Source organism: Hydrophilobacter chitinilyticus (assembly GCF_049860745.1).
Classification (GTDB): domain Bacteria; phylum Pseudomonadota; class Gammaproteobacteria; order Burkholderiales; family Burkholderiaceae_C; genus Rhodoferax_B.
In genome coordinates this window covers 1,746,808-1,765,375 of record NZ_CP187561.1, presented here as the reverse complement: position 1 = coordinate 1,765,375, position 18,568 = coordinate 1,746,808, and the positions used below count along the sequence as shown (strand labels likewise).

Below are 18,568 nucleotides of genomic sequence, written 5' to 3'. Positions count from 1 at the left end.
AAACCACGGTGCACGGGAATGCAGTTTTTATGCCAAACCGGTGCACCACAAACTGCGCCAAACTTCGGCCAACGCTGGCGCATTTGCCGTCATTTGTCATCACTCGGGAAAAGCCCTGCGGGTCATCCCTGGTGTTTGCCTTGTATTTGCACCAACATAGTGCAATTCATCCAATAAATCCAATTTGGTGCATTTTAAGTTCGCACCAATTCGGGGCCAAGCTTGACATCGAATTTGTGTAGCCCTTCCAGCAGCGCCGGATAGGCCAAGGCCACCACTTCAGGTGCGCCTTTAACGCCCAGCTCGATGTGTCGGCCATGCTGCGGGTGATCCACACTCGGCAGGCTGAACACTTTGACCAGCGGGTAACTCTGTTCTATGGATTCCATCAACGGCGTGAGCGTGGCCTCCATGCCGCCAAACACCACGATCGACTTCTCGATCCAGGCGTCGCGCGCAAACAGCGCAGGGTAATGGTGGTCGAGCACCCACGCCATCATCGGCCAGGCCATCACCGGAAAGCCCGGCACAAAGTGCACGTGGCCCACGCTGAAGCCGGGGATCTTGTTGTAGGGGTTGGGGATGATGCGCGCGCCTTGCGGAAACACCCCCATGTTGAGACGGTGCACGTTGTCCGCCCGGTCGGGCTCGAAGGGTACGCCCTGCTCTAGTGCGGTGTCGCGCATACGTTCGACGATCAGCGCCTTGGCTTCGGGGTGGAGTTCCAGCGGACGGTTCAAAGCCTTGGCCGCACATTGGCGGGTATGGTCGTCGGGAGTGGCACCGATGCCTCCCGTGGAGAACACCACGTCACCCGAGGCAAATGCACGCGCCAGCGTGGCGGTGATGCGCTCGGGCGCATCGCCTACGTATTCCGCCCAGTCCAGATGCAAGCCACGCGCGCCCAGCAACTCGATGGTTTTGGGCAAATGTTTGTCGGCCCGTTTGCCGGAGAGAATTTCGTCGCCGACGATGATCAAGCCAAACTTGGGTGGATGCGCAAAAGCCGGCGCACCCTCCGCCATGGCTTCAGTGGTTTTGGGGGTCGGTCGGTCCGTTGGCATGGGAGAACGGTGGCAGGCCACCTAAATTGTCGTGAGAAGAAAACGTGGAAGCCGGGCTGTTGAGGTTCACCGTGTTGACCGGCTGCTCCAGGCGCATGGCCTGCAAAGCCGCCAGCACGTAATGGGCGTACCACAGTGCCGAGAACGCAAACACCAGCGTGTAAATCCAGATCGCCATGGGTGCAAGGATCACAAAGGCGGCCGCAAACAGCGCACCGGAAACCCATAACAGGCTGGGCGCCGCCCCCAGGTAGCCGCTGATCACCCCCATGAGCAACAGCGCGCCAGTGTGCCGTTTGAGCAGCGCCAAACGCTCGGCTCGGCTGGCGTGCTCGGCCAGTACGTCATAAGTCATCACACGGTAGGTGAGCCAGCCCCAGATCAGCGGCGGCAGAATCAAAATCAACGGCGGCACCAGCCACAGCGGCACCGACACCAGCAAGGCCACCAGAGCGATCAAGCTGGAGCTGAGCGACCACCACACACTGCCCAAAAACGTGCCGCCGCGCTTCTTCTCCAGCAGCGGAAAACGCCGTTCGGCCACCAGGCGCACCATGGCCGGCGCCATCATGATGGACACCACCAGCACCGAAAAGATGACGATCAACGGCGTGATGGTAAAGATGACGATGAGCGGCGCCAAGCTGACCTTCAGCGCGCCCATGCCCATGCCTTCCAGCCAGGCCCACAGCTTGGTGGTCCATTCTGCCGAGTCGAGCAGGCTGCGCACCTGGTCGAGCGACATGTCCCAGAAAAAGTAGCCCAGCGCAGTCGACAAGGCCACCATCAGCAACAGCGGCAGCAGCGACAACGCAATCACACGCGGGTGCAGGCAATAGCCGACCGCGCGCCAAAAAGAGTCGAGGAACAAACGCATGGCGCGAGCATAACCCGAGCCGTGCAAAACCGTGATGTCTGGTCAAACACCTTTACCGGGTTTGCAATCCCCAGCGCAAACCGTGCTGCAGGTCAACCGCGCCCGAACAAACGCGTCAGCCCCAGCCACTGCTGGCGCCAGAAGCCTTCGCCGTAGTCTCGCACGCCCTGCGGCCCCGGCTCCACCTGGTCGCGGATACCGGTCGGGTCAAAGCGCAGGTCGAAGTTGGCGGTGCGAAACAGCATGTCCCACCAGGGCAGCAAAACGCCGAAGTTGTGTCCGCCCAGCGTGCTCGCGCCCGCCGACTCGTGGCCGATGCCGATACTGTGGTGCAGGCGGTGAAAGCGCGGGCTCACCCACAGGCGCTCGCCCACCCGGCCAAACCACACGCGCAGGTTGGCGTGGTGCAGGTTCTCGCTCAACTGGGTGAGCGCCACCAACGCGATGAACTGGCCAGGGCCCACGCCCACCAACTGCGCCACCACCACCACGATGACGTCGTGGATCACGTCGTCGAGCAGGTGGTTGCGGCTGTCGCTCCACATGGTCATCTGGCGCTGCGAGTGGTGCAGCGCATGCAAAGACCACCACCAGTTGAAGTGGTGCTGGCCCCGGTGGATCACATACTCCAGCAGGTCGAACGCCAGCAGATAGATGATGAAGCTGACCCAGGCCGTGTCGGTCACGCCGGGCCAGATGCCGTCGAGGTGAAAGGTGCTCATGCCGCTCAGGCGCAGCCAGCCGAACACGTCGTCCATCACCGGCTCTAACGTCAAGAACAAGGCCACGCGGAACAAGCCCAGGCGGTGCACCACGGTGTAGAGCATGTCGATACGGATGGCGCGGCGGTCGGTCACCGGCTCTACCGGGCGCCAGCGCTGTAGCGGCCCGATCACGGCCAGCAGCACGATGATTTGCAGCAAACCCACCAGCAGCCAGCCGGTGCCGGTAAAAGCGTCTTCCACCCAACCGCCCAAACCCACGCCATACACCAGCGGCTGCACCACGGTTTCAAACAACCATTGCTGCGCCAGCGCGAACCAATCCGTCAACGTATCCATGCTTTGATTCTCAACGAAGCAAAATTACTTTGCTTTGACGGGGGTCACTGCCGCCACAGGATGGGACTTGATCCAGGCGCTGTAAGCCGGGTGTTCGCGCAGGGTTTCAAAGCAAAAGCCGCGCTCTTTCAAGCCAACGATCAGCGGCTCCAGCACCGCCGGTGCCCAAGGGTCTTTACGCGACCAGATGCCCAGGTGCGCCAGCAAGATATCGCCGGAACGGATGTCGCGCAGCGCTTTTTGCAGCAAGGCCGCGTTGGGGTAAGCCTCGCTCGGCAGTTCATCGCCCAAGAAGCCGGCGGGCGCCCAGCCCACATGCGAGTAGCCACAAGCCTTGGCGGCGGCCAGCAGTTGCGGCGAGGTTTTGCCGCCCGGCGCACGGAACAAAGGCAGCGGCGGCTGGCCCGTCATTTCTTGCAAACGTTTTTCAGAGCGGCCAATTTCTTCGCAGTACTGCGCGGCCGACCAGACCTGTTCGCGGCCTTCGTCCGGGCCAGCGGACGGGCGCATCTTGAAGCGCGCCGGCTCGCCCTTGGCTTCAGGCTTTACATCGCCGCGCCAGTACACATGGTCAAAGGTATGCGAGGCGAAGGCATGGCCTTCGGCCGCACGAGCCTTCCACCACGGCGCCCAGTCTTTGCCCAGGCTGCCGTCGCCGGTTTGCGTACGTTCGTTGGCGGCGAAGAAGGTGACCTTGACGTGCTGGCGATTCAACACCTCGGCCACCAAAGGCGCGATGGCCATGTGGCCGGTGTCAAACGTCAGGTACAAAGGTTTCTGGCAAACCTCTGAGGCAAAAGCAGCTCCTGTGCTCAAGGACAAAGCGCAGGCCGCTACTTTAAAGATAGCGCGAGACATAAGCGCTGCAGCCGTTTAGCGCGCCGCGTGGTCCAGCGTCCACACACCGTGCGGCGACTTGCCCACCTTCACCTGGCGTTCCACCTGGCGCGTCTCGGTGTTGATCACGGTAAGCTTTTTGGCCCAGCGCGAGGTCACAAAAATGTATTTGCCGTCGGCCGACACGTCCATACAGTCCGGGCCACCTGGCGCCGGGTAGTTGGCCACCACCTGGAAACTCTGCAGGTCGATCTTGCTGATGGTGTTGGCCACGCGGTTGCTCACGTAGACGTGGCGTTTGTCGCCCGCCGCGCGGAAGGCGTGAGCGCCACGGCCGGTAGGAATCACGCGCACGCGTTGCGGCGTCTTGCCGGACACGTCGTACACCTCGACCGCGTCGCTGCCGGTCAGGCCGACAAGCAACTGCTTGTCGTCTGCCGTGCCAAAAATGTCGGCCGGCATCGAGCCGGTGGGCGTGCGCCATTTGATGGTCTGCGTGGCAATGTCGATAGCCACCAGCTCATCGCTGTCCTGCATGGTCGAATAAATCGTGCTGCTCTTGCTGTCGATCCACAAGTGGCTCGGCGTTTTGCCGGTGCCCACGCGTTTCACGAGCTTGATGTTTTCGCCGTCCCATTGATAAATATCAATGTGGTTCAACCGGTTGGCGGCGGTGACGAACCACTTCATGTCCGGTGAGAAGCGCAATTGATACGGGTCGACAATGCCGCGCACCGTGCGCTGCACCTGGGCGGTACGCGGGTCGATGAAGGTCAGCGAGTCGGCTAGGGCGTTGGCAATGACCAGAGACTTTTCATCGGGCGTGAGGTAAAGATGGTGCGGCTCTTTACCCGTGGGGATGCGCGTGGTCTCGGTCCAGGTGTTCGGGTCGATCACGCTGACGTCGGCGTCGAGCGAGTTCAGCACAAACAGCGGATGTGTCAATTTTTGCTCTGCAGCAGCAGCCGGCAAGGCCAAGAACGCAGTTGCGGCGAACATCGTGGTTGTGGCCACGCCAGCCATTTTGGCCATCAAACGAACAGAAAACTTCACGCGGAACACCAGGGTTGGAGACAATCTTCAAGTGTATCCGCGTCGACCCTGGCCATCGTGTAACAACTTATGGGCTCGTTAGGGAACCGCCACCGGGTCCATGCCCGTGCGGCGCACCGTGGCCGCCGCCGCTGGCGAAGCCAGGTAGCGAATCAGATGCCGCGCCGCCTCGGGCTCTTTGGCGCCGACCATCACCCCGGCCGAGAAAAAGATCGTTTGCTGCACTTCCTGCGGTATCGGGCCGACAAAGTCGAGGTTCTTGAACGGCAGCAGCTCGCTCACTTGCTGGAAGCCGATTTCGGCATCGCCCCGCTCCACCACTGCACCCACACGCTCGCTCATAATTTTCTTCGCCTTGTCCTTCATCTGCTCGGCCACGCCCAGGCGCTGGAACAGCTCGGTCGACAAGTAGGTGCCACTGGCGCTGGCCGAGTAAGCGATGGACTTGGCATCCAGCAGCGTTTGGCGCAACGCGGCCACGGTGCTGATGTCTGGCTTGGGTGTGCCCTTGCGCACCGACATGCCGATGATGGAGCGCGCCAGGTCCACGCGGCTACCCGGCTCAACCTTCCCCTGCTTGATCAGGTCATCCAACGCCGAGTCGGCCAAGATCACGATGTCAAACCGCTCGCCGCGTGCCAGCCGGCTGGGGATGGAATCCGGCGCGTTGCCGATGGACGCGCCGTAGGCTGTCACCACCTTGTGCTGGCTAGCCTGCTCGTACAGCGGCACCAGTTGCTGGTACGCCGCCGTAAAGCCGCCGGAGCTGATGACGTTAATGTCCGCCGCCGTGCTCGCCTGGCTGATGCACAGCAGCAGACCAGCGGCCAATGCCACGCGCCGAGAAAACTTGCGCAGGGTGTTATGAATGGAATGCATTTTTTGTCTCCTGTTCTTGTTCTAAAAACTCAGTCTTCCTTCATGTCCGCCGCTTTGGCGATAGCGCCCAAGCGAGCCTTCTCGCCCGCGAGAAACTTCACAAAGTCATCACGCGTGCCACCCACCGGGTCAATGCCTTGCGGAATGAGCCGCGCGCGCAACTCGGGCGACTTCAGCGCGGTGTCCACCGCCTTGTTCATCTTGTCCAGAATCTCCACCGGCGTGCCGCGCGGCGCAAACACACCCGACCAGTGGCCGATGAACACGTTGGGAAAGCCCTGCTCTTGCGCGGTCGGCAGATCGGGCAGCGCGGCGATGCGGCGGTTCCAGGTGGAGGCGATGGCGCGCAGCTTGCCGCCATTGATCTGCGGCAACACCACCACACTGGCCTCGGAGGTGGCATCGACCTGTTTGCCGATGACGGCCACCATGCCTTCAGAGCCACTCTTGTAGGGCACAACTTGCAGCTTGGCGCCCGACTTGGACTTCAGCATCTCGGCCACAAAGTGCGGTGTGCTGCCGGTGCCGGCGGTCGAGAAGTTCAGCCCCACGCCGGCTTTTGAAGCGGCCACAAAACCCTTCAAGTCCTTGATGGGTGAATCCACCGGCACCACGATCACCGACGGGCTCACGGCCATCATCGCCACCGGCACCAGGTCGTCTTCCTTGTAGGGCATCTTGGCGCGGATCATGGCGTTGGTGACCACACCGGCGGCGGGCGTCAAAAACGTGTAGCCATCGGGCGCCGACTTGGCGACGATGTCGGCCCCCAGCACCGAGCCCGCGCCGGGTTTGTTTTCCACAATGATGGGTTGGCCCAGTTGTTTGGATGCGGCCTCCGCCACGGCGCGTGCCACCAAGTCGTTGGCGCCACCGGGGCCAAAAGGCACGACGAATCTGATCGGCTTGGTGGGCCAGGCATCCCCCGTGGCGGCCATGGCGGAAAGTGCAGCGGTGCCCAGCACCATGGCAGTCGCCAAGCGCGTAAGTGTCGTTTTCATCTTGTCTCCGTTCGAATAGGTGCCGCATCGTAGGCAATGCATTACCCTCTGTATATTGCAACTTTGTGATCGATTGATGCATGGCACAAATCAATTTCGGACTGGAAGATCTACAGGCTTTTGTGGCCGTGGCCGATAAATCGAGCTTTCGCGCCGCTGCCGAAGTGCTGTGCATTTCGCAGCCTGCGTTAAGCCGGCGCATCGACAAACTGGAGAGCGCGTTGGGCGCGCGCCTGTTCGACCGCACCACGCGCCAGGTATCGCTGACCAACGTTGGCCGGCCGTTTCTGGAGCAAGCCCGCAGCACCCTCGACGGCCTGGAAAACGCCGTGCTGCGCCTGTCCGACAACGCACAGCAACGCCGTGGCCTGATCACCGTGGCGTGTGTGCCGTCCGTCGCGCACCATTGGTTGCCCGATGTATTGCAGCGCTTTGCGACCCAGTACCCCAGCGTGCGCCTGCGCGTAATCGATGAAAGCGCCAACACCGCGCTGGCCAGTGTGTTGTCGGGCGAGGCCGACTTCGGCCTGAACTTTGTGGGCGCCCAGGAGCCCGACATCCACTTCGAAGCCGTAGCCCCTGAAACCTATGTGCTGGTGCTACCGCGCACCCACCGTTGGGCCAAACGCCGCAGCGTGCGCTGGGCCGAACTGGCCGACGAAAAAATGGTGGCCGTGTCACGCCAAAGCGGCAACCGCTTGCTGCTGGACAACGCCCTCGCCCACTTGGCCCAACGCCCGGTGGCGTTTTACGAGGCCAACCACGTGACGGGCGCCATTGGCTTGGTAGAAGCCGGCCTGGGTGTGGCGGCGCTGCCCAGCCTGGCGCTCTCCAGCAGCCACCCCACCCTCAAAGGGGTGGCCTTGGTAGAGCCCGAAGTGCAGCGCATGCTGGGGCTGATCAAGCGCAAAGACCGGCCGTTGCAACCGCTGGCGGCGGCGTTGTACGGCATGCTGCAAAAGCCGGTGCTCGGCAAGCGCTAGGCACGCTTAACTCGCGGGCACCGCTCCCCAAAATGGGCGGTTAAAGCCCCGGTTGGGGGCACAAGCACACGGCGTTCGGTTCTTCTGGCGCGCTCCTTGCGACCTCTTTTACCGGCGCTACGGGGGCACTTTCTCCTCTGAACACGCCCCAAACCACCCACCACCATCTCGGTCTGGCACGGATATAGCTTTGCGGAAGAAACTGAAAATAAATTTTCTATTTTTCAAATAGGAAATTTATTTAACCAACCCGCAACCCAAGGAGTTCTGCCATGACCGTTCGCCACACCACGCACACTTTCACACGTCGCATCGCCTTCAGCCTCGCAACACTGGCCGTGTTCGCCGGCGCCAGCGCCCATGCGCAAAACAAGCTCGACGAAATCACCAAGTCGAAAAAAGTGCGCATCGCCATTCCCACAGACTACGCGCCTTACGGTTTTGTCGGCACCGATATGAAGCCTCAGGGCCTGGACATCGACATGGCCAACTACGTGGCCGCCAAGCTGGGCGCCACACTTGAACTGGTGCCCGTGGTCAGCGCCAACCGCGTGCCCTATCTGCAAACGCAGAAGGCCGACATCGTGATCTCCACGCTGGGCAAAACGCCCGAGCGCGAACAGGTGGTCGACTTCACCCACTCGTACTCGCCGTTTTTCCAGGCGGTGTTTGCGCCCAAGGCGATGAACATCAAAACCTATGCCGACCTGGATGGCAAATCGATCTCGGTCACGCGCGGCGCCATGGCCGATACCGAGCTCGCCAAGCAGATTTCGCCCAAGGTGGAGGTGCGCCGCTTTGAAGACCACGTGGGCACGGTTTCGGCCTTTGTCAGCGGCCAGGTGCAGACCATTGCCACCAGTGCAGCCGAAGGCGGCGTGATCATGCAGCAGAACCCCAAGCTGAACATGGAATACAAACTGCTGCTGAAAGAAAGCCCGAACTACATGGGTGTGAACAAGGGCGAAGTGGCGTTGAAGAACCGGCTGAACGAGATCATTCTGGAGGCGAAGAAGAACGGCGAGATCGACAAGCTTTCGACCAAGTGGCTGGGCCGTGCCGCCGGTGATTTGCCACTCTGAACTCGACGAGTCCTTACGTTACCCCATGCCCAACATCCTGCTCATCAACCCCAACACCAACGCCACCACCACACAAATGATGGTGGACATTGCGCAAGCCTGTTTTCCGCCAGGCTTCACGGTTACCGGCATCACCGCGCAAACCGGCGTGCCGATGATCGTGAACGAAGCCGAGATGCGAGACGCCGTGTTGGAGGTCGAACGCAACTGGCTGCAAGCCAATGCCGAAAAAGCGTGGGACGGCGTGATCATCAGCGCCTTTGGCGACCCCGGCATGGTGCGGGTGCGCGCCACCGCCAAGGTGCCGGTGGTGGGGATTTGTGAGTCGTCGTTGCTGGATGGCGCGGCCGGTGGACGACGCTTCGGTGTGGCCACCGTCACGCCGGCCTTGGCCGAATTGATTCAGGCAGACATCAACCGGCTGCAGCTAGCGCCGCTTTACACCGGTATACGCCTGACCGAAGACGAACCGCGTGCGCTGGCCGCCGACCCCGCAAAACTTTTGCAAACCTTGACGGATGCCGCGCGCCTCTGCCTTGAAGTCGACGGCGCAGAGGCTGTGGTGATTGGCGGCGGCCCACTCGGCCAAGCCGCCATTGAGATACAGCAACAACTCGAAGCGCCCATCATTGCGCCCATTCCGTCGGCGGTGAGTCGATTGTTAAACGCTCTACAGCCGGCTCAAAACGCTTAATTCACTCGCGCAGTTCGATCAACCCGTCGTGCAGCGTCTCGATGCTGGCCATGCGGCGGCGGCCTTTGGTGCCTGCGTGGTGCATCACCCGCGTGGCCAGCAGATGGCACAGCAGCATCACCGAAGTATGGTTGTCCAGCGGACCTGGCGCCTGAGTATGGCAACGCACCAGCCACTTCGCAGGCACGGCGGTCTTGGAAAAATGGTCGGTGATGTAGACCACTTTGGCACCGGCCTGTGTGGCCGCGGTGGCAAATTTGGCGGCCATGGGCACGCTGCGCCGCAAGGCAAAAACCACCACCACATCGGCAGGGCCCATGTCCACGGCATACTCGCCTACGGTCTCACCAGGGCCGGGAATCAAATGCGTGCGCGGCAACATCTGCACCAGTTGCCAGCGCAGGTAAGCGGCCAAGTTGCGGTTGCTGCGGTAGCCCATGAACCATACGTTGCCCGCCGTGGCCACTGCGTGCGCAATTTCATCCACCAGCTCAGCCGAGATGTGGTTGAAGGTGGCGACGATGTTGTCTTGCGCCTGCACGATGTGCGAGGCGACGGAGCCTTCCACACCTTTGTTGCCAGGCGCTGATAAAAACAATGGCGAGCCGCTGTTGCGCTCTTCGCGCGCTTGGCGTCTTGCGTCTTCGTAGTTCTCGTACCCCAACCTTTGAATGAAGCGTGTCACTGTGGCATTCGACACCCCGACCAAAGCGGCCAACTCAGAGGCTGTGTAGGTGGCCAGGTCGCCCGGATAGTCCAAAACAAATTCACCCAGCTTTCGCTCGGTGGGTGACAGGGTGTTGAGCAGTTGGCGCACATGCCCGACAAAGGAACTATTTGGTTTGGTCGACAAGTCACACATCCGTTCAAACTAGGGGCAAGTCGTCATCTCAGGACTTGCATTCTCTGTGAAGTCCACGCGTGTTTACAATTTTCGGCAACGCCTCAATAATCAAATCACACCGGCGGCAAACCTTGCTGGCTCGTCGCAAACGAGCGAGTAGAAATGGATGGTTTCCACAGCGGTTCACTCACCTCACTGTCGCGCTTTCATGCGCACGCCGTGATTGCCTTTGAATGCCCCATCCACAGGAGATCGCGTCATGACCACCGCCACAGCCCCGGCTCTCTACCATGACCACGACCAGTTGATGGTGCGTCTTGCGCAGGTCACCTCGCAACACATTGGTGACGATTTCTTTAGCAAGCTCTGCGCCACATTGGTCGATGTTTTTGGTGCCGAATTGGCTTTTGTCACCCGCGCCAAGAACACCCCCACCACCCGCGTCAAAGTGCTGTCGCAATGCGCCACGACAGCCTTGCGCGTGCCTGAAGAATTCGACCTGGAAGGCACACCATGCGAGTTGCTCTACGACGGCCAAGGGCACATCGTGCCTGCCGGTGTGCAACGTGACTTTGCCGCCGAAAAAGACAACGGGCTGGAGAGCTTCATCGGCATTCCGTTGATCGACAGCACGCTGGGCATCATCGGCCATCTGTCGGTGTACTCTGTACGCCCGGTGCAGCCCGAACCCCGCATGCTGGACGTGATCAAGGTGTTCGCCAACCGCTCCACCACCGAGATTCAACGCCTGCTGGTGGAAGAAGAGCGCGACCGATTGCTCGATCGCTTGGAAGCCGCCTACACCACGCTGCGCCAGGTCTCCACCATGGACCCCGAGAGCGGCGCCTTCACACGCAAACATCTGAATGACATTGCGCCACCGCTGATGGCCCAGGGGGCTGTGGCGCTGACCCTGCTGCGGGTGGATGGTCTGGAGGCACAACGCGCGCTGCTCGGGCACGTATTCGCCAGCAATGCCCTGCTGCTGACCGCCAGCACCATGCAGAAAATCCTGTCGCTCGAAACCCAACCCCTGGCTCGCGTGGCCGATAGCTACTTTGCCGTGCTGCAAAAAGGCGCCAATGACGACGACGCCATTTTGCTGGCCGAGCGCCTGGCCAGCGCCATAGAAGAAATCATTTTACCAACACCCCATGGGCAGATCGCCACACTCACCATCAGCGCCGTGGGAGCCAGCCCTCAACCCGGTGAAAGCTGGACTCCATTTTTTGGCCGTGCGCTGCAAGCGCTGGATGCCATCGACAAGACAGCCAAAGCTCAAATCCACCTTTCAGCTTGACACCAACACCCCACCGCCCTTGACCGCGCCACCTGGTGCAAATAAACCGTGACACCGCCCGCTTTCACCCCATTGACGGTACTGCAGTCGCTCCCTTTGGCACACCTGAGCCGGGATGCAGAAGGCTGCATCGTGCATGTGTCGCCCGCATGGGAAGCACTCAGCCAGCGCATGGCCGCCACCGTGTTGGGCAAAGACTCGACCGAAGCCGGTATCTTCGTGCCATCGGCGCGCGCCTTGGCCGTGCAGCAGGAGCAAGCCGCGCGCCAAAGCAGCAGCCCCGTGGTCTACGACTGTGAACTGGTGCGTGCCGATGGCCAGCGCCTGCCGGTGCAACGCACCCTCATGTCGGCGGGCTCGGCGGGCGAATTGTTTGAAATCATCGAAGACCACTCTGCGGCACACGTCGCGCAGCAACGCCTGCAGCAGCGCGAACAAGAGTTTCGCGAGGTGCTTGATCAGGCGCCCGACATGGTCATCGGCCTCAATACCCAAGGCCTGGTGGACTACTGGAATCCGCAGGCCACGTTGGTGCTGGGCTACACCGCCGAAGCGGCGCAGGGCCGCACACTCACAGAGCTGATCGTTCCCGAGCGCATGCGCAGCATCTGGCGTGCACGCTTGGCGCTGTACCACCAAGCCGGTGATGAAGGCGAGAAAGGCCGCAGCGGCGACATGCAGGCGCAACGCGCATCGGGCGAAGAGTTTTTTCTTGAGTTTTCCATGCAACGCACTCCCACTGTGGGCGGATGGCGTTTGCTGTTTTTTGCACGTGACGTGACCGACCGGCGCCAAGCCGCCGAAAAACTACAGCTCACTGAAACCTACTATCGCAGCATTCTGGAGTTTTCGCCCAGCGCTTTGCTGGTGGTGACCGGCGATGGCTTGGTGCGCAACTTCAATGGTGCCACCGAACGCTTGTTTGGTTACGTTCGCGCCCAAGTCATTGGCCAGCCGCTCACGATGCTCATCCCAGGCGCTTTGCCAGAAAATTTACTAGACCCCAACAACACCAGCCTCAACGGCGTAGAGCGCGTGCTGCAGGGCCAAAGGGGCAACGGCCACACCTTTCCCTTGGCCTTGGCGCTGGCCGAAATGCCGCAGATCGAACCGGGCGTGCGGCTGTTTGCCGCCCACATGCGCAATCTGGAAGCCGAGCACGAGTACCAGCAAACACTGCGCGATGCGCGCCGCTTGGCCGAAGAGGCCAACCAGGCCAAGAGCGATTTCCTGGCCAACATGAGCCACGAAATCCGCACGCCCATGAACGCCATCATCGGCCTGTCCTTCCTGGCCCTGAAGACCGACCTGCAGCCACGCCAACGCGACTACCTGAACAAGATCCAGCAGTCGGGCCAGCACCTGCTGGGCATCTTGAACGACATCCTCGACTTCTCCAAAGTAGAAGCGGGCAAGCTCGAAGTCGAGTTGATTCCCTTCACCCTCGACAAGGTGCTGGAGAACGTGGTCAATGTGATCGCCGACAAGGCCAACATCAAAGGACTGGAACTGATTTGCGACGTCGCCGCCAACTTGCCCACCACCCTGCTGGGCGACCCATTGCGCCTGGGACAGATCCTGATCAACTACGCCAACAACGCGATCAAGTTCACCGAAAGCGGCGAAGTAGTGATTGTGGTGCGCTTGCAAGAGCAACTGGGCCAAGAATTACTGATGCGTTTTGAAGTGCGCGACACCGGCATCGGCTTGACCGCTGAGCAAATGGGCCGCCTGTTCCAAAGCTTCAGCCAAGCCGATAACTCCACCACGCGCCAGTACGGCGGCACCGGACTGGGCCTGGCCATCAGCAAGAAGCTCAGCCAGTTGATGGGCGGCGATGTGGGCGTCTCCAGCGTGCCGGGGCAAGGCTCCACGTTCTGGTTTACTGCACGCTTGGGGCTCAGCCCGGTGAGCCCGCCCGTCGTCAAACCCGCCATCGACGTGCGTGGGCGGCGCGTGTTGGTGGTCGACGACAACGACAATGCCGCCCACGTGCTGACCGAGATGCTCAACGCCATGCACTTCGCGGCCAAGGCCGTGCATTCCGGGCCCGCGGCGATTGCCGCCGTGCGCGAGGCGGCAGCCGACGGGCATGCGTTTGACGTGGTGCTGCTCGACTGGCAAATGCCCCATATGGACGGCATTGAAACGGCTCAGCGCATCCAGGCCCTGCCCCTGCAAATGCAACCGCAGATGGCCGTGGTGTCGGCCTATGGCCGAGACGATGTGCGCCGCAGCGCGTTGTCTGTGGGCATCAGCGACACCATGAGCAAACCCGTCACCGCCTCGGTGCTTTTCAACACCATGATGAACGTGCTGGGGCGACAAAATACCGTCACCCGCATCACCACCTCGCCCGAGCGCAATGCCTCGGCACAACAAGCACTCGCCCCAGTGCGCGGCGCGCGCATTCTGCTGGTGGACGACAACGAACTCAACCAGCAAGTGGGGCGCGAACTGCTGCAAGAAGCCGGCTTTGTGGTCGACGTGGCCGACGACGGGCAAATTGCCGTGGACATGGTGCGCCGCAGCCTGCTGGCACCTTCAGCAACTGCAGCGCCCACCACCACAGACTATGACCTTGTGCTGATGGACATGCAGATGCCCGTCATGGACGGCATCACCGCCACCCAACTGCTGCGCCAAGATGTGCGTCTGCAACAACTCCCCATTCTGGCCATGACCGCCAACGCCCGTCCTGAAGACCGGCAACGCTGCCTGGCCGCAGGCATGCAGGATTTTGTGGCCAAGCCCATTGACCCCGATAGCCTGTGGCGCACCTTGGCCCAGTGGTTGCCCGAGAGGCGCTCCCAGGCCGCGGCGGCCTCCGCAATACCTATTGCAGGAGACCCCATGGACCCCATGCCGGCAGCCCCCAGAGGGCTGCCACGCATCCCCGGGCTCAACACCACGCTGGGCCTGCAGCGCGTCATGGGCAACCAGCCGCTGTACCAGCGCCTGTTGCATCAATTTCTGAGCGGCCAAAACGATGTGCCCGCACGCATTGCACAAGCGCTGGCCGCGAACGACCGCGCCACCGCCGAGCGCCTGGCCCACACCCTCAGAGGCGTGTCCGGGCAAATTGGCGCCAGCGGTGTGCAAGAAGCCGCCAACGTATTGGAGAACGCCATACACCGAGGCCACGACCTTGGTGCACTCACACTATTGCAGGAAAAATTAAACGGCCACCTGACGCCACTGGTTGAAGCCCTGCATCAAGCTTTGACCAGCGACAACGCAGAAGTCGCAACGGCCGCAGCAGAAGCCGCCATCGCCGCTAGCGAGCGGACGCTGCCGCCCGAACAACTGCAGCAGCTCTACCAACAACTGCAGGCCTTACTGGCCGACGACGACGCCCAGGTGGTCGACCTGCTGAACCAACACGCCGCCACCTTGCAGCAGGGACTCGGGCCCGCCTACAACACGATTCACCGGGCCGTCAGCAACTACGACTTCAATGTGGCATTGGACACGTTGCGCTCTGCGATGTCCGATGTGGCGTAAGGCCAAAAGCTAGGGTTTAAGCCCCGCCAGGTCTTCCGCCGTCAACCAGCGCCACTGCCCGGGCAGCAAATCATCTGGCAACACCAACTGCCCGATCTTGGAACGGTGCAGTCCTTCGACGCGGTTGCCCACAGCAGCGAGCATGCGTTTGACCTGGTGGTATTTGCCTTCGGTCAAGGTCAGTTTGAGGTGATGCGATGACACGGCTTCACATGCCGCCGCGCGCACAGGCTTTGGATCGTCATCCAGCACCACGCCAGCCAGCAAACGGCTCACCTGCTTTTCGTCCAGCGGGTGCTTGGTGGTCACTTCGTACACCTTGGGCACATGTTTCTTGGGCGAGCTCATGCGGTGGATGAACTGGCCGTCGTCACTCAGCAACAGCAGGCCGGTAGTGTCCTGGTCCAGGCGCCCCACGGCCTGCACACCTTGCACCGCACTTTTCTGTGGGCGCTGGCGCAAAGGCGCGGGCAACAAGGTGTAAATGCTCGGATAGGTCGAAGGTTTTTGCGAGCACTCGGTGCCAGCCGGCTTATGCAGCATGACGTAGCCCAGGCGGTGGTACGCCCAATCCACACCCTGCACCCGAAAACGCAGGCCTTCCTCTTCAAAATCCATAGCTGACTCCGTGATCAACACGGGCGGTTCAGCGTCATTTGATGTGTAAACCTCGACCAAGCCCTGCTGTACCAGGCCAGCACATACCCGGCGCGTGCCGAAACCTTGGGAATAAAGAATGTCTTGCAATTGCATGGCCCGAGTATCTCAAACACGCGTGCGGCAACCCCGAAAAAGCGGGCATTTGTCACACGTGCAATCAGCACAAACCGTTACAAACACCCCATCAGGGGAAAACAAATGCGCGAATTATTCACAACGCTCGTCGTTTCAGGCGCCGCTTTCATGCTGTGGCGCGCTTACCGGTCACACCATGACCACCAACACTACCAAGCGGTTCCGGCCCACGAACAGGGCGACAACCTCATGCACAACAACCGCTATTTCACTTGGCCTTCGCTGGGCAAGTTTGATTTTGCGGTGGTGAACGCCGATGCCCACCAAAGCGCCCTGCGCCGTGCCGTCGAGCAACTGCCTGCAAAGCCCAGCCCTACCGGCGCCCTGTTGTGCCAAGCCGAATTGCATGCCGGCCCCGGGCAAAAACAGCGCCACGTGTACCACCCGGTTGAAGTGTGGATCCACGGCGAACGTGTTGCGCAATTGAGCGCGGGTGATGCCAGCCGCTTCCAGCGTCGCCTGGCTTTTGAAGGCCGCGTGGGTGAAGTGTCGGTGTGCGACGCCATCATCGTGGCCACCGCGCAAGGCAACCGCACGGTGTTTGAAGTGCGACTTGATTTGAAAGAGTTCAGACACTAAAGCCAGCGTTCCAGACTCCTCGTTAAGCCGGGTTCAGCAGCACACTGACCCGGTTTTTTTTCGTCTCGATTTCGCCTCTGTAGACCAACCGAAGTTTAAGAATCGTCTAAGCCAGCCCTTGCATAGTGGAGCCATTCCAAACCCGCTCAACCCAAGGAGTAGCAAGCATGAACTCGGTATCCCTCAAGAACACCAAGATGGTTCTCGCCCTGGTGGCTGCAGGTGTGATTGGCGGCGCCAGCGTGGCCGCCATCGAAGCGGTGCCGGGCGCGGCCCATGCGGCCGTGGCCGCCACGGCTGGGCCTGCTGCAGCCAATGCCAACGCCGCCCCCATCGGCTCCATCGCCCCGCCAGATTTTTCGCAGATCACCGCGCAATACGGCCCCGCCGTGGTCAACATCAGCGTGACCGGCACGCACAAGGTCACTGACGAAGAACAAGGCCAAATGGCACAACGCGGCCAACGCGAAGACCCGTTTGGCAACGACCCCTTCTTTGAATTCTTCCGCCGCTTCCAGGGCCAACAACCCGGCCAACCCGGACGTGGCGGCCAGCAGCGCGAAACACCGGTGCGCGGCCAAGGCTCGGGCTTCATCGTCAACGCCAACGGCATCATCCTGACCAACGCCCACGTGGTGAAAGACGCCAAGGAAGTGACCGTGAAGCTCACCGACCGACGCGAGTTTGCCGCCAAGGTGCTGGGCTCCGACCCCAAGACCGACATCGCCGTGTTGAAGATCGACGCGAAGAACCTGCCCGTGGTGAACATTGGCAACCCCAGCATCTTGCGCCCCGGCGAATGGGTGCTGGCCATCGGTTCGCCGTTCGGCTTTGAAAACACCGTAACCGCCGGTGTGGTCAGCGCCAAGGGCCGCTCGCTGCCTGACGACAGCGCCGTACCCTTCATCCAGACCGACGTGGCGGTGAACCCTGGCAACTCCGGTGGCCCGCTGTTCAACGGGCGCGGCGAAGTGATCGGCATCAACTCGCAAATCTACAGCCGCACCGGTGGCTACCAAGGTGTGTCGTTTGCCATTCCGATCGACCTGGCCACCCGCATCAAAGACCAGATCGTGGCGCACGGCAAAGTGGAACACGCACGCCTTGGCGTGGCGGTGCAAGACGTGAACCAGGCGCTGGCCGACTCGTTCAAGCTTGACCGCCCCGAGGGTGCGCTGGTGGCGTCCGTCGACAAGGGCGGCCCGGCCGACAAAGCCGGCCTGCAACCCGGCGACGTGATCCGCAAGGTGAACGGCCAACCGGTGATCTCGTCCGGCGACTTGCCGCAGGCCATCAGCTTGGCCACGCCTGGCGAAAAGATCTCGCTGGACGTGTGGCGCAAGGGCAGCGAGCAACAGTTGCAAGCGCAACTGGGCAGCGCCAACGACAAGAGCACGCAAGTGGCCGCCAATGGCCCGGACGCCTCGCAAGGCCGCATTGGCCTGGCCTTGCGCCCCCTGCAACCTGATGAGTTGCGCCAAGTGGGTGCGCCCGGCGGCTTGTTGATCGAAGACGTGGCCGGTGCTGCGGCCAGTGCAGGCGTGGAACAAGGCGACGTGCTGCTGGCGGTGAACGGCACGCCGGTCAAGTCGATTGAACAAGTGCGCGCCGCCGTGGCCAAGTCCGACAAGTCGGTGGCGCTGCTGATCCAGCGCGACGGCGACAAGATCTTTGTGCCGGTGAAGCTCGGTTAAACACTTCGGGTTTCCGCTTCGCGTTTGACATGTGACAACGGCCTGCGGGCCGTTGTCACATTCCTGCGACGTCAGGTGATGAAAATGGGCACAGCTTTTGCAATCACCCTAAACTGATTGCGCGAAGTCAGTCAGTTAGTTAGCCCGCTTTTCAACTGCAATCAAACTCTTGATAGGAGCATTGGATGCCACGACGTCAGCCGAGCCACACCGTCCCGCCCCGCGCCCCTCGACTTTGCCTTGAACAGCGTCTCATACAGCAGCAATTGCAGTGCACCCCGGCACAAGCTGTCTACCAACTCAAACTGCTGCTGCCCATCA

General features: G+C 61.4%; 16 protein-coding genes. 7 read left to right on the top strand and 9 right to left on the bottom strand.

Going from position 1 to position 18,568, the window contains the following annotated elements; genetic code table 11:
• Positions 1-194: 194 nt before the first annotated feature.
• The 7 genes from ACPWMG_RS07920 to ACPWMG_RS07890 all read right to left on the bottom strand — a co-directional run bounded on the left by ACPWMG_RS07920 (position 195) and on the right by ACPWMG_RS07890 (position 6,772).
• The gene (locus ACPWMG_RS07920; RefSeq protein WP_483305203.1) at positions 195-1,025 is read right to left on the bottom strand and encodes a competence/damage-inducible protein A; all 831 of its coding nucleotides are present in this window, start codon (positions 1,023-1,025) and stop codon (positions 195-197) included.
• Between the two features lie 4 nt (positions 1,026-1,029).
• Positions 1,030-1,941: an EI24 domain-containing protein gene (locus ACPWMG_RS07915; RefSeq protein WP_483304102.1), complete on the bottom strand. Its 912-nt coding sequence runs from the start codon at positions 1,939-1,941 to the stop codon at positions 1,030-1,032.
• A 92-nt stretch (positions 1,942-2,033) separates the two neighbouring features.
• Positions 2,034-3,002, bottom strand: a complete 969-nt coding sequence (locus ACPWMG_RS07910) for a sterol desaturase family protein (protein WP_483304101.1) — start codon at positions 3,000-3,002, stop codon at positions 2,034-2,036.
• Between the two features lie 24 nt (positions 3,003-3,026).
• Positions 3,027-3,860 carry a polysaccharide deacetylase family protein gene (locus tag ACPWMG_RS07905; RefSeq protein ID WP_483304100.1) on the bottom strand — a complete coding sequence of 278 codons (834 nt, stop codon included), beginning with the start codon at positions 3,858-3,860 and terminating at the stop codon, positions 3,027-3,029.
• Positions 3,861-3,875: 15 nt separating this feature from the next.
• The gene (locus ACPWMG_RS07900) at positions 3,876-4,871 is read right to left on the bottom strand and encodes a YncE family protein (protein ID WP_483305202.1); all 996 of its coding nucleotides are present in this window, start codon (positions 4,869-4,871) and stop codon (positions 3,876-3,878) included.
• A gap of 99 nt (positions 4,872-4,970) precedes the next feature.
• Complete coding sequence (locus ACPWMG_RS07895) at positions 4,971-5,771, bottom strand: substrate-binding domain-containing protein (RefSeq protein ID WP_483304099.1); 801 nt, start codon at positions 5,769-5,771, stop codon at positions 4,971-4,973.
• 29 nt (positions 5,772-5,800) lie between these two features.
• Positions 5,801-6,772, bottom strand: coding sequence for a Bug family tripartite tricarboxylate transporter substrate binding protein (locus tag ACPWMG_RS07890; protein ID WP_483304098.1), 972 nt, complete (start codon positions 6,770-6,772; stop codon positions 5,801-5,803).
• An 80-nt stretch (positions 6,773-6,852) separates the two neighbouring features.
• On the opposite strand from ACPWMG_RS07890, the gene ACPWMG_RS07885 reads away from it, so the two are divergent.
• The 3 genes from ACPWMG_RS07885 (at position 6,853) to ACPWMG_RS07875 (ending at position 9,531) form a co-directional block, all read left to right on the top strand.
• Complete coding sequence (locus ACPWMG_RS07885) at positions 6,853-7,755, top strand: LysR family transcriptional regulator (protein ID WP_483304097.1); 903 nt, start codon at positions 6,853-6,855, stop codon at positions 7,753-7,755.
• Positions 7,756-8,027: 272 nt separating this feature from the next.
• Positions 8,028-8,837, top strand: a complete 810-nt coding sequence (locus ACPWMG_RS07880) for a transporter substrate-binding domain-containing protein (RefSeq protein WP_483304096.1) — start codon at positions 8,028-8,030, stop codon at positions 8,835-8,837.
• A gap of 25 nt (positions 8,838-8,862) precedes the next feature.
• Entirely contained in the window at positions 8,863-9,531 is a 669-nt protein-coding gene (locus tag ACPWMG_RS07875) for an aspartate/glutamate racemase family protein (RefSeq protein ID WP_483304095.1), read from the top strand.
• A gap of 1 nt (position 9,532) precedes the next feature.
• On the opposite strand, the gene ACPWMG_RS07870 is transcribed toward ACPWMG_RS07875, so the two are convergent.
• Positions 9,533-10,384 carry a MurR/RpiR family transcriptional regulator gene (locus tag ACPWMG_RS07870; RefSeq protein ID WP_483304094.1) on the bottom strand — a complete coding sequence of 284 codons (852 nt, stop codon included), beginning with the start codon at positions 10,382-10,384 and terminating at the stop codon, positions 9,533-9,535.
• Between the two features lie 250 nt (positions 10,385-10,634).
• Here ACPWMG_RS07870 and ACPWMG_RS07865 point away from each other — a divergent pair, with 250 nt between their 5' ends.
• Entirely contained in the window at positions 10,635-11,675 is a 1,041-nt protein-coding gene (locus ACPWMG_RS07865) for a GGDEF domain-containing protein (protein ID WP_483304093.1), read from the top strand.
• Between the two features lie 48 nt (positions 11,676-11,723).
• Complete coding sequence (locus ACPWMG_RS07860; protein ID WP_483304092.1) at positions 11,724-15,179, top strand: response regulator; 3,456 nt, start codon at positions 11,724-11,726, stop codon at positions 15,177-15,179.
• Positions 15,180-15,188: 9 nt separating this feature from the next.
• On the opposite strand, the gene ACPWMG_RS07855 is transcribed toward ACPWMG_RS07860, so the two are convergent.
• On the bottom strand, positions 15,189-15,932 hold the full coding sequence (locus ACPWMG_RS07855) for a 16S rRNA pseudouridine(516) synthase (protein ID WP_483304091.1): 744 nt from the start codon (positions 15,930-15,932) through the stop codon (positions 15,189-15,191).
• 105 nt (positions 15,933-16,037) lie between these two features.
• Here ACPWMG_RS07855 and ACPWMG_RS07850 point away from each other — a divergent pair, with 105 nt between their 5' ends.
• Both ACPWMG_RS07850 and ACPWMG_RS07845 read left to right on the top strand, forming a co-directional pair.
• Complete coding sequence (locus tag ACPWMG_RS07850) at positions 16,038-16,553, top strand: hypothetical protein (protein ID WP_483304090.1); 516 nt, start codon at positions 16,038-16,040, stop codon at positions 16,551-16,553.
• A gap of 167 nt (positions 16,554-16,720) precedes the next feature.
• The gene (locus ACPWMG_RS07845) at positions 16,721-18,247 is read left to right on the top strand and encodes a DegQ family serine endoprotease (RefSeq protein WP_483304089.1); all 1,527 of its coding nucleotides are present in this window, start codon (positions 16,721-16,723) and stop codon (positions 18,245-18,247) included.
• The last annotated feature ends 321 nt before the right edge of the window (positions 18,248-18,568 follow it).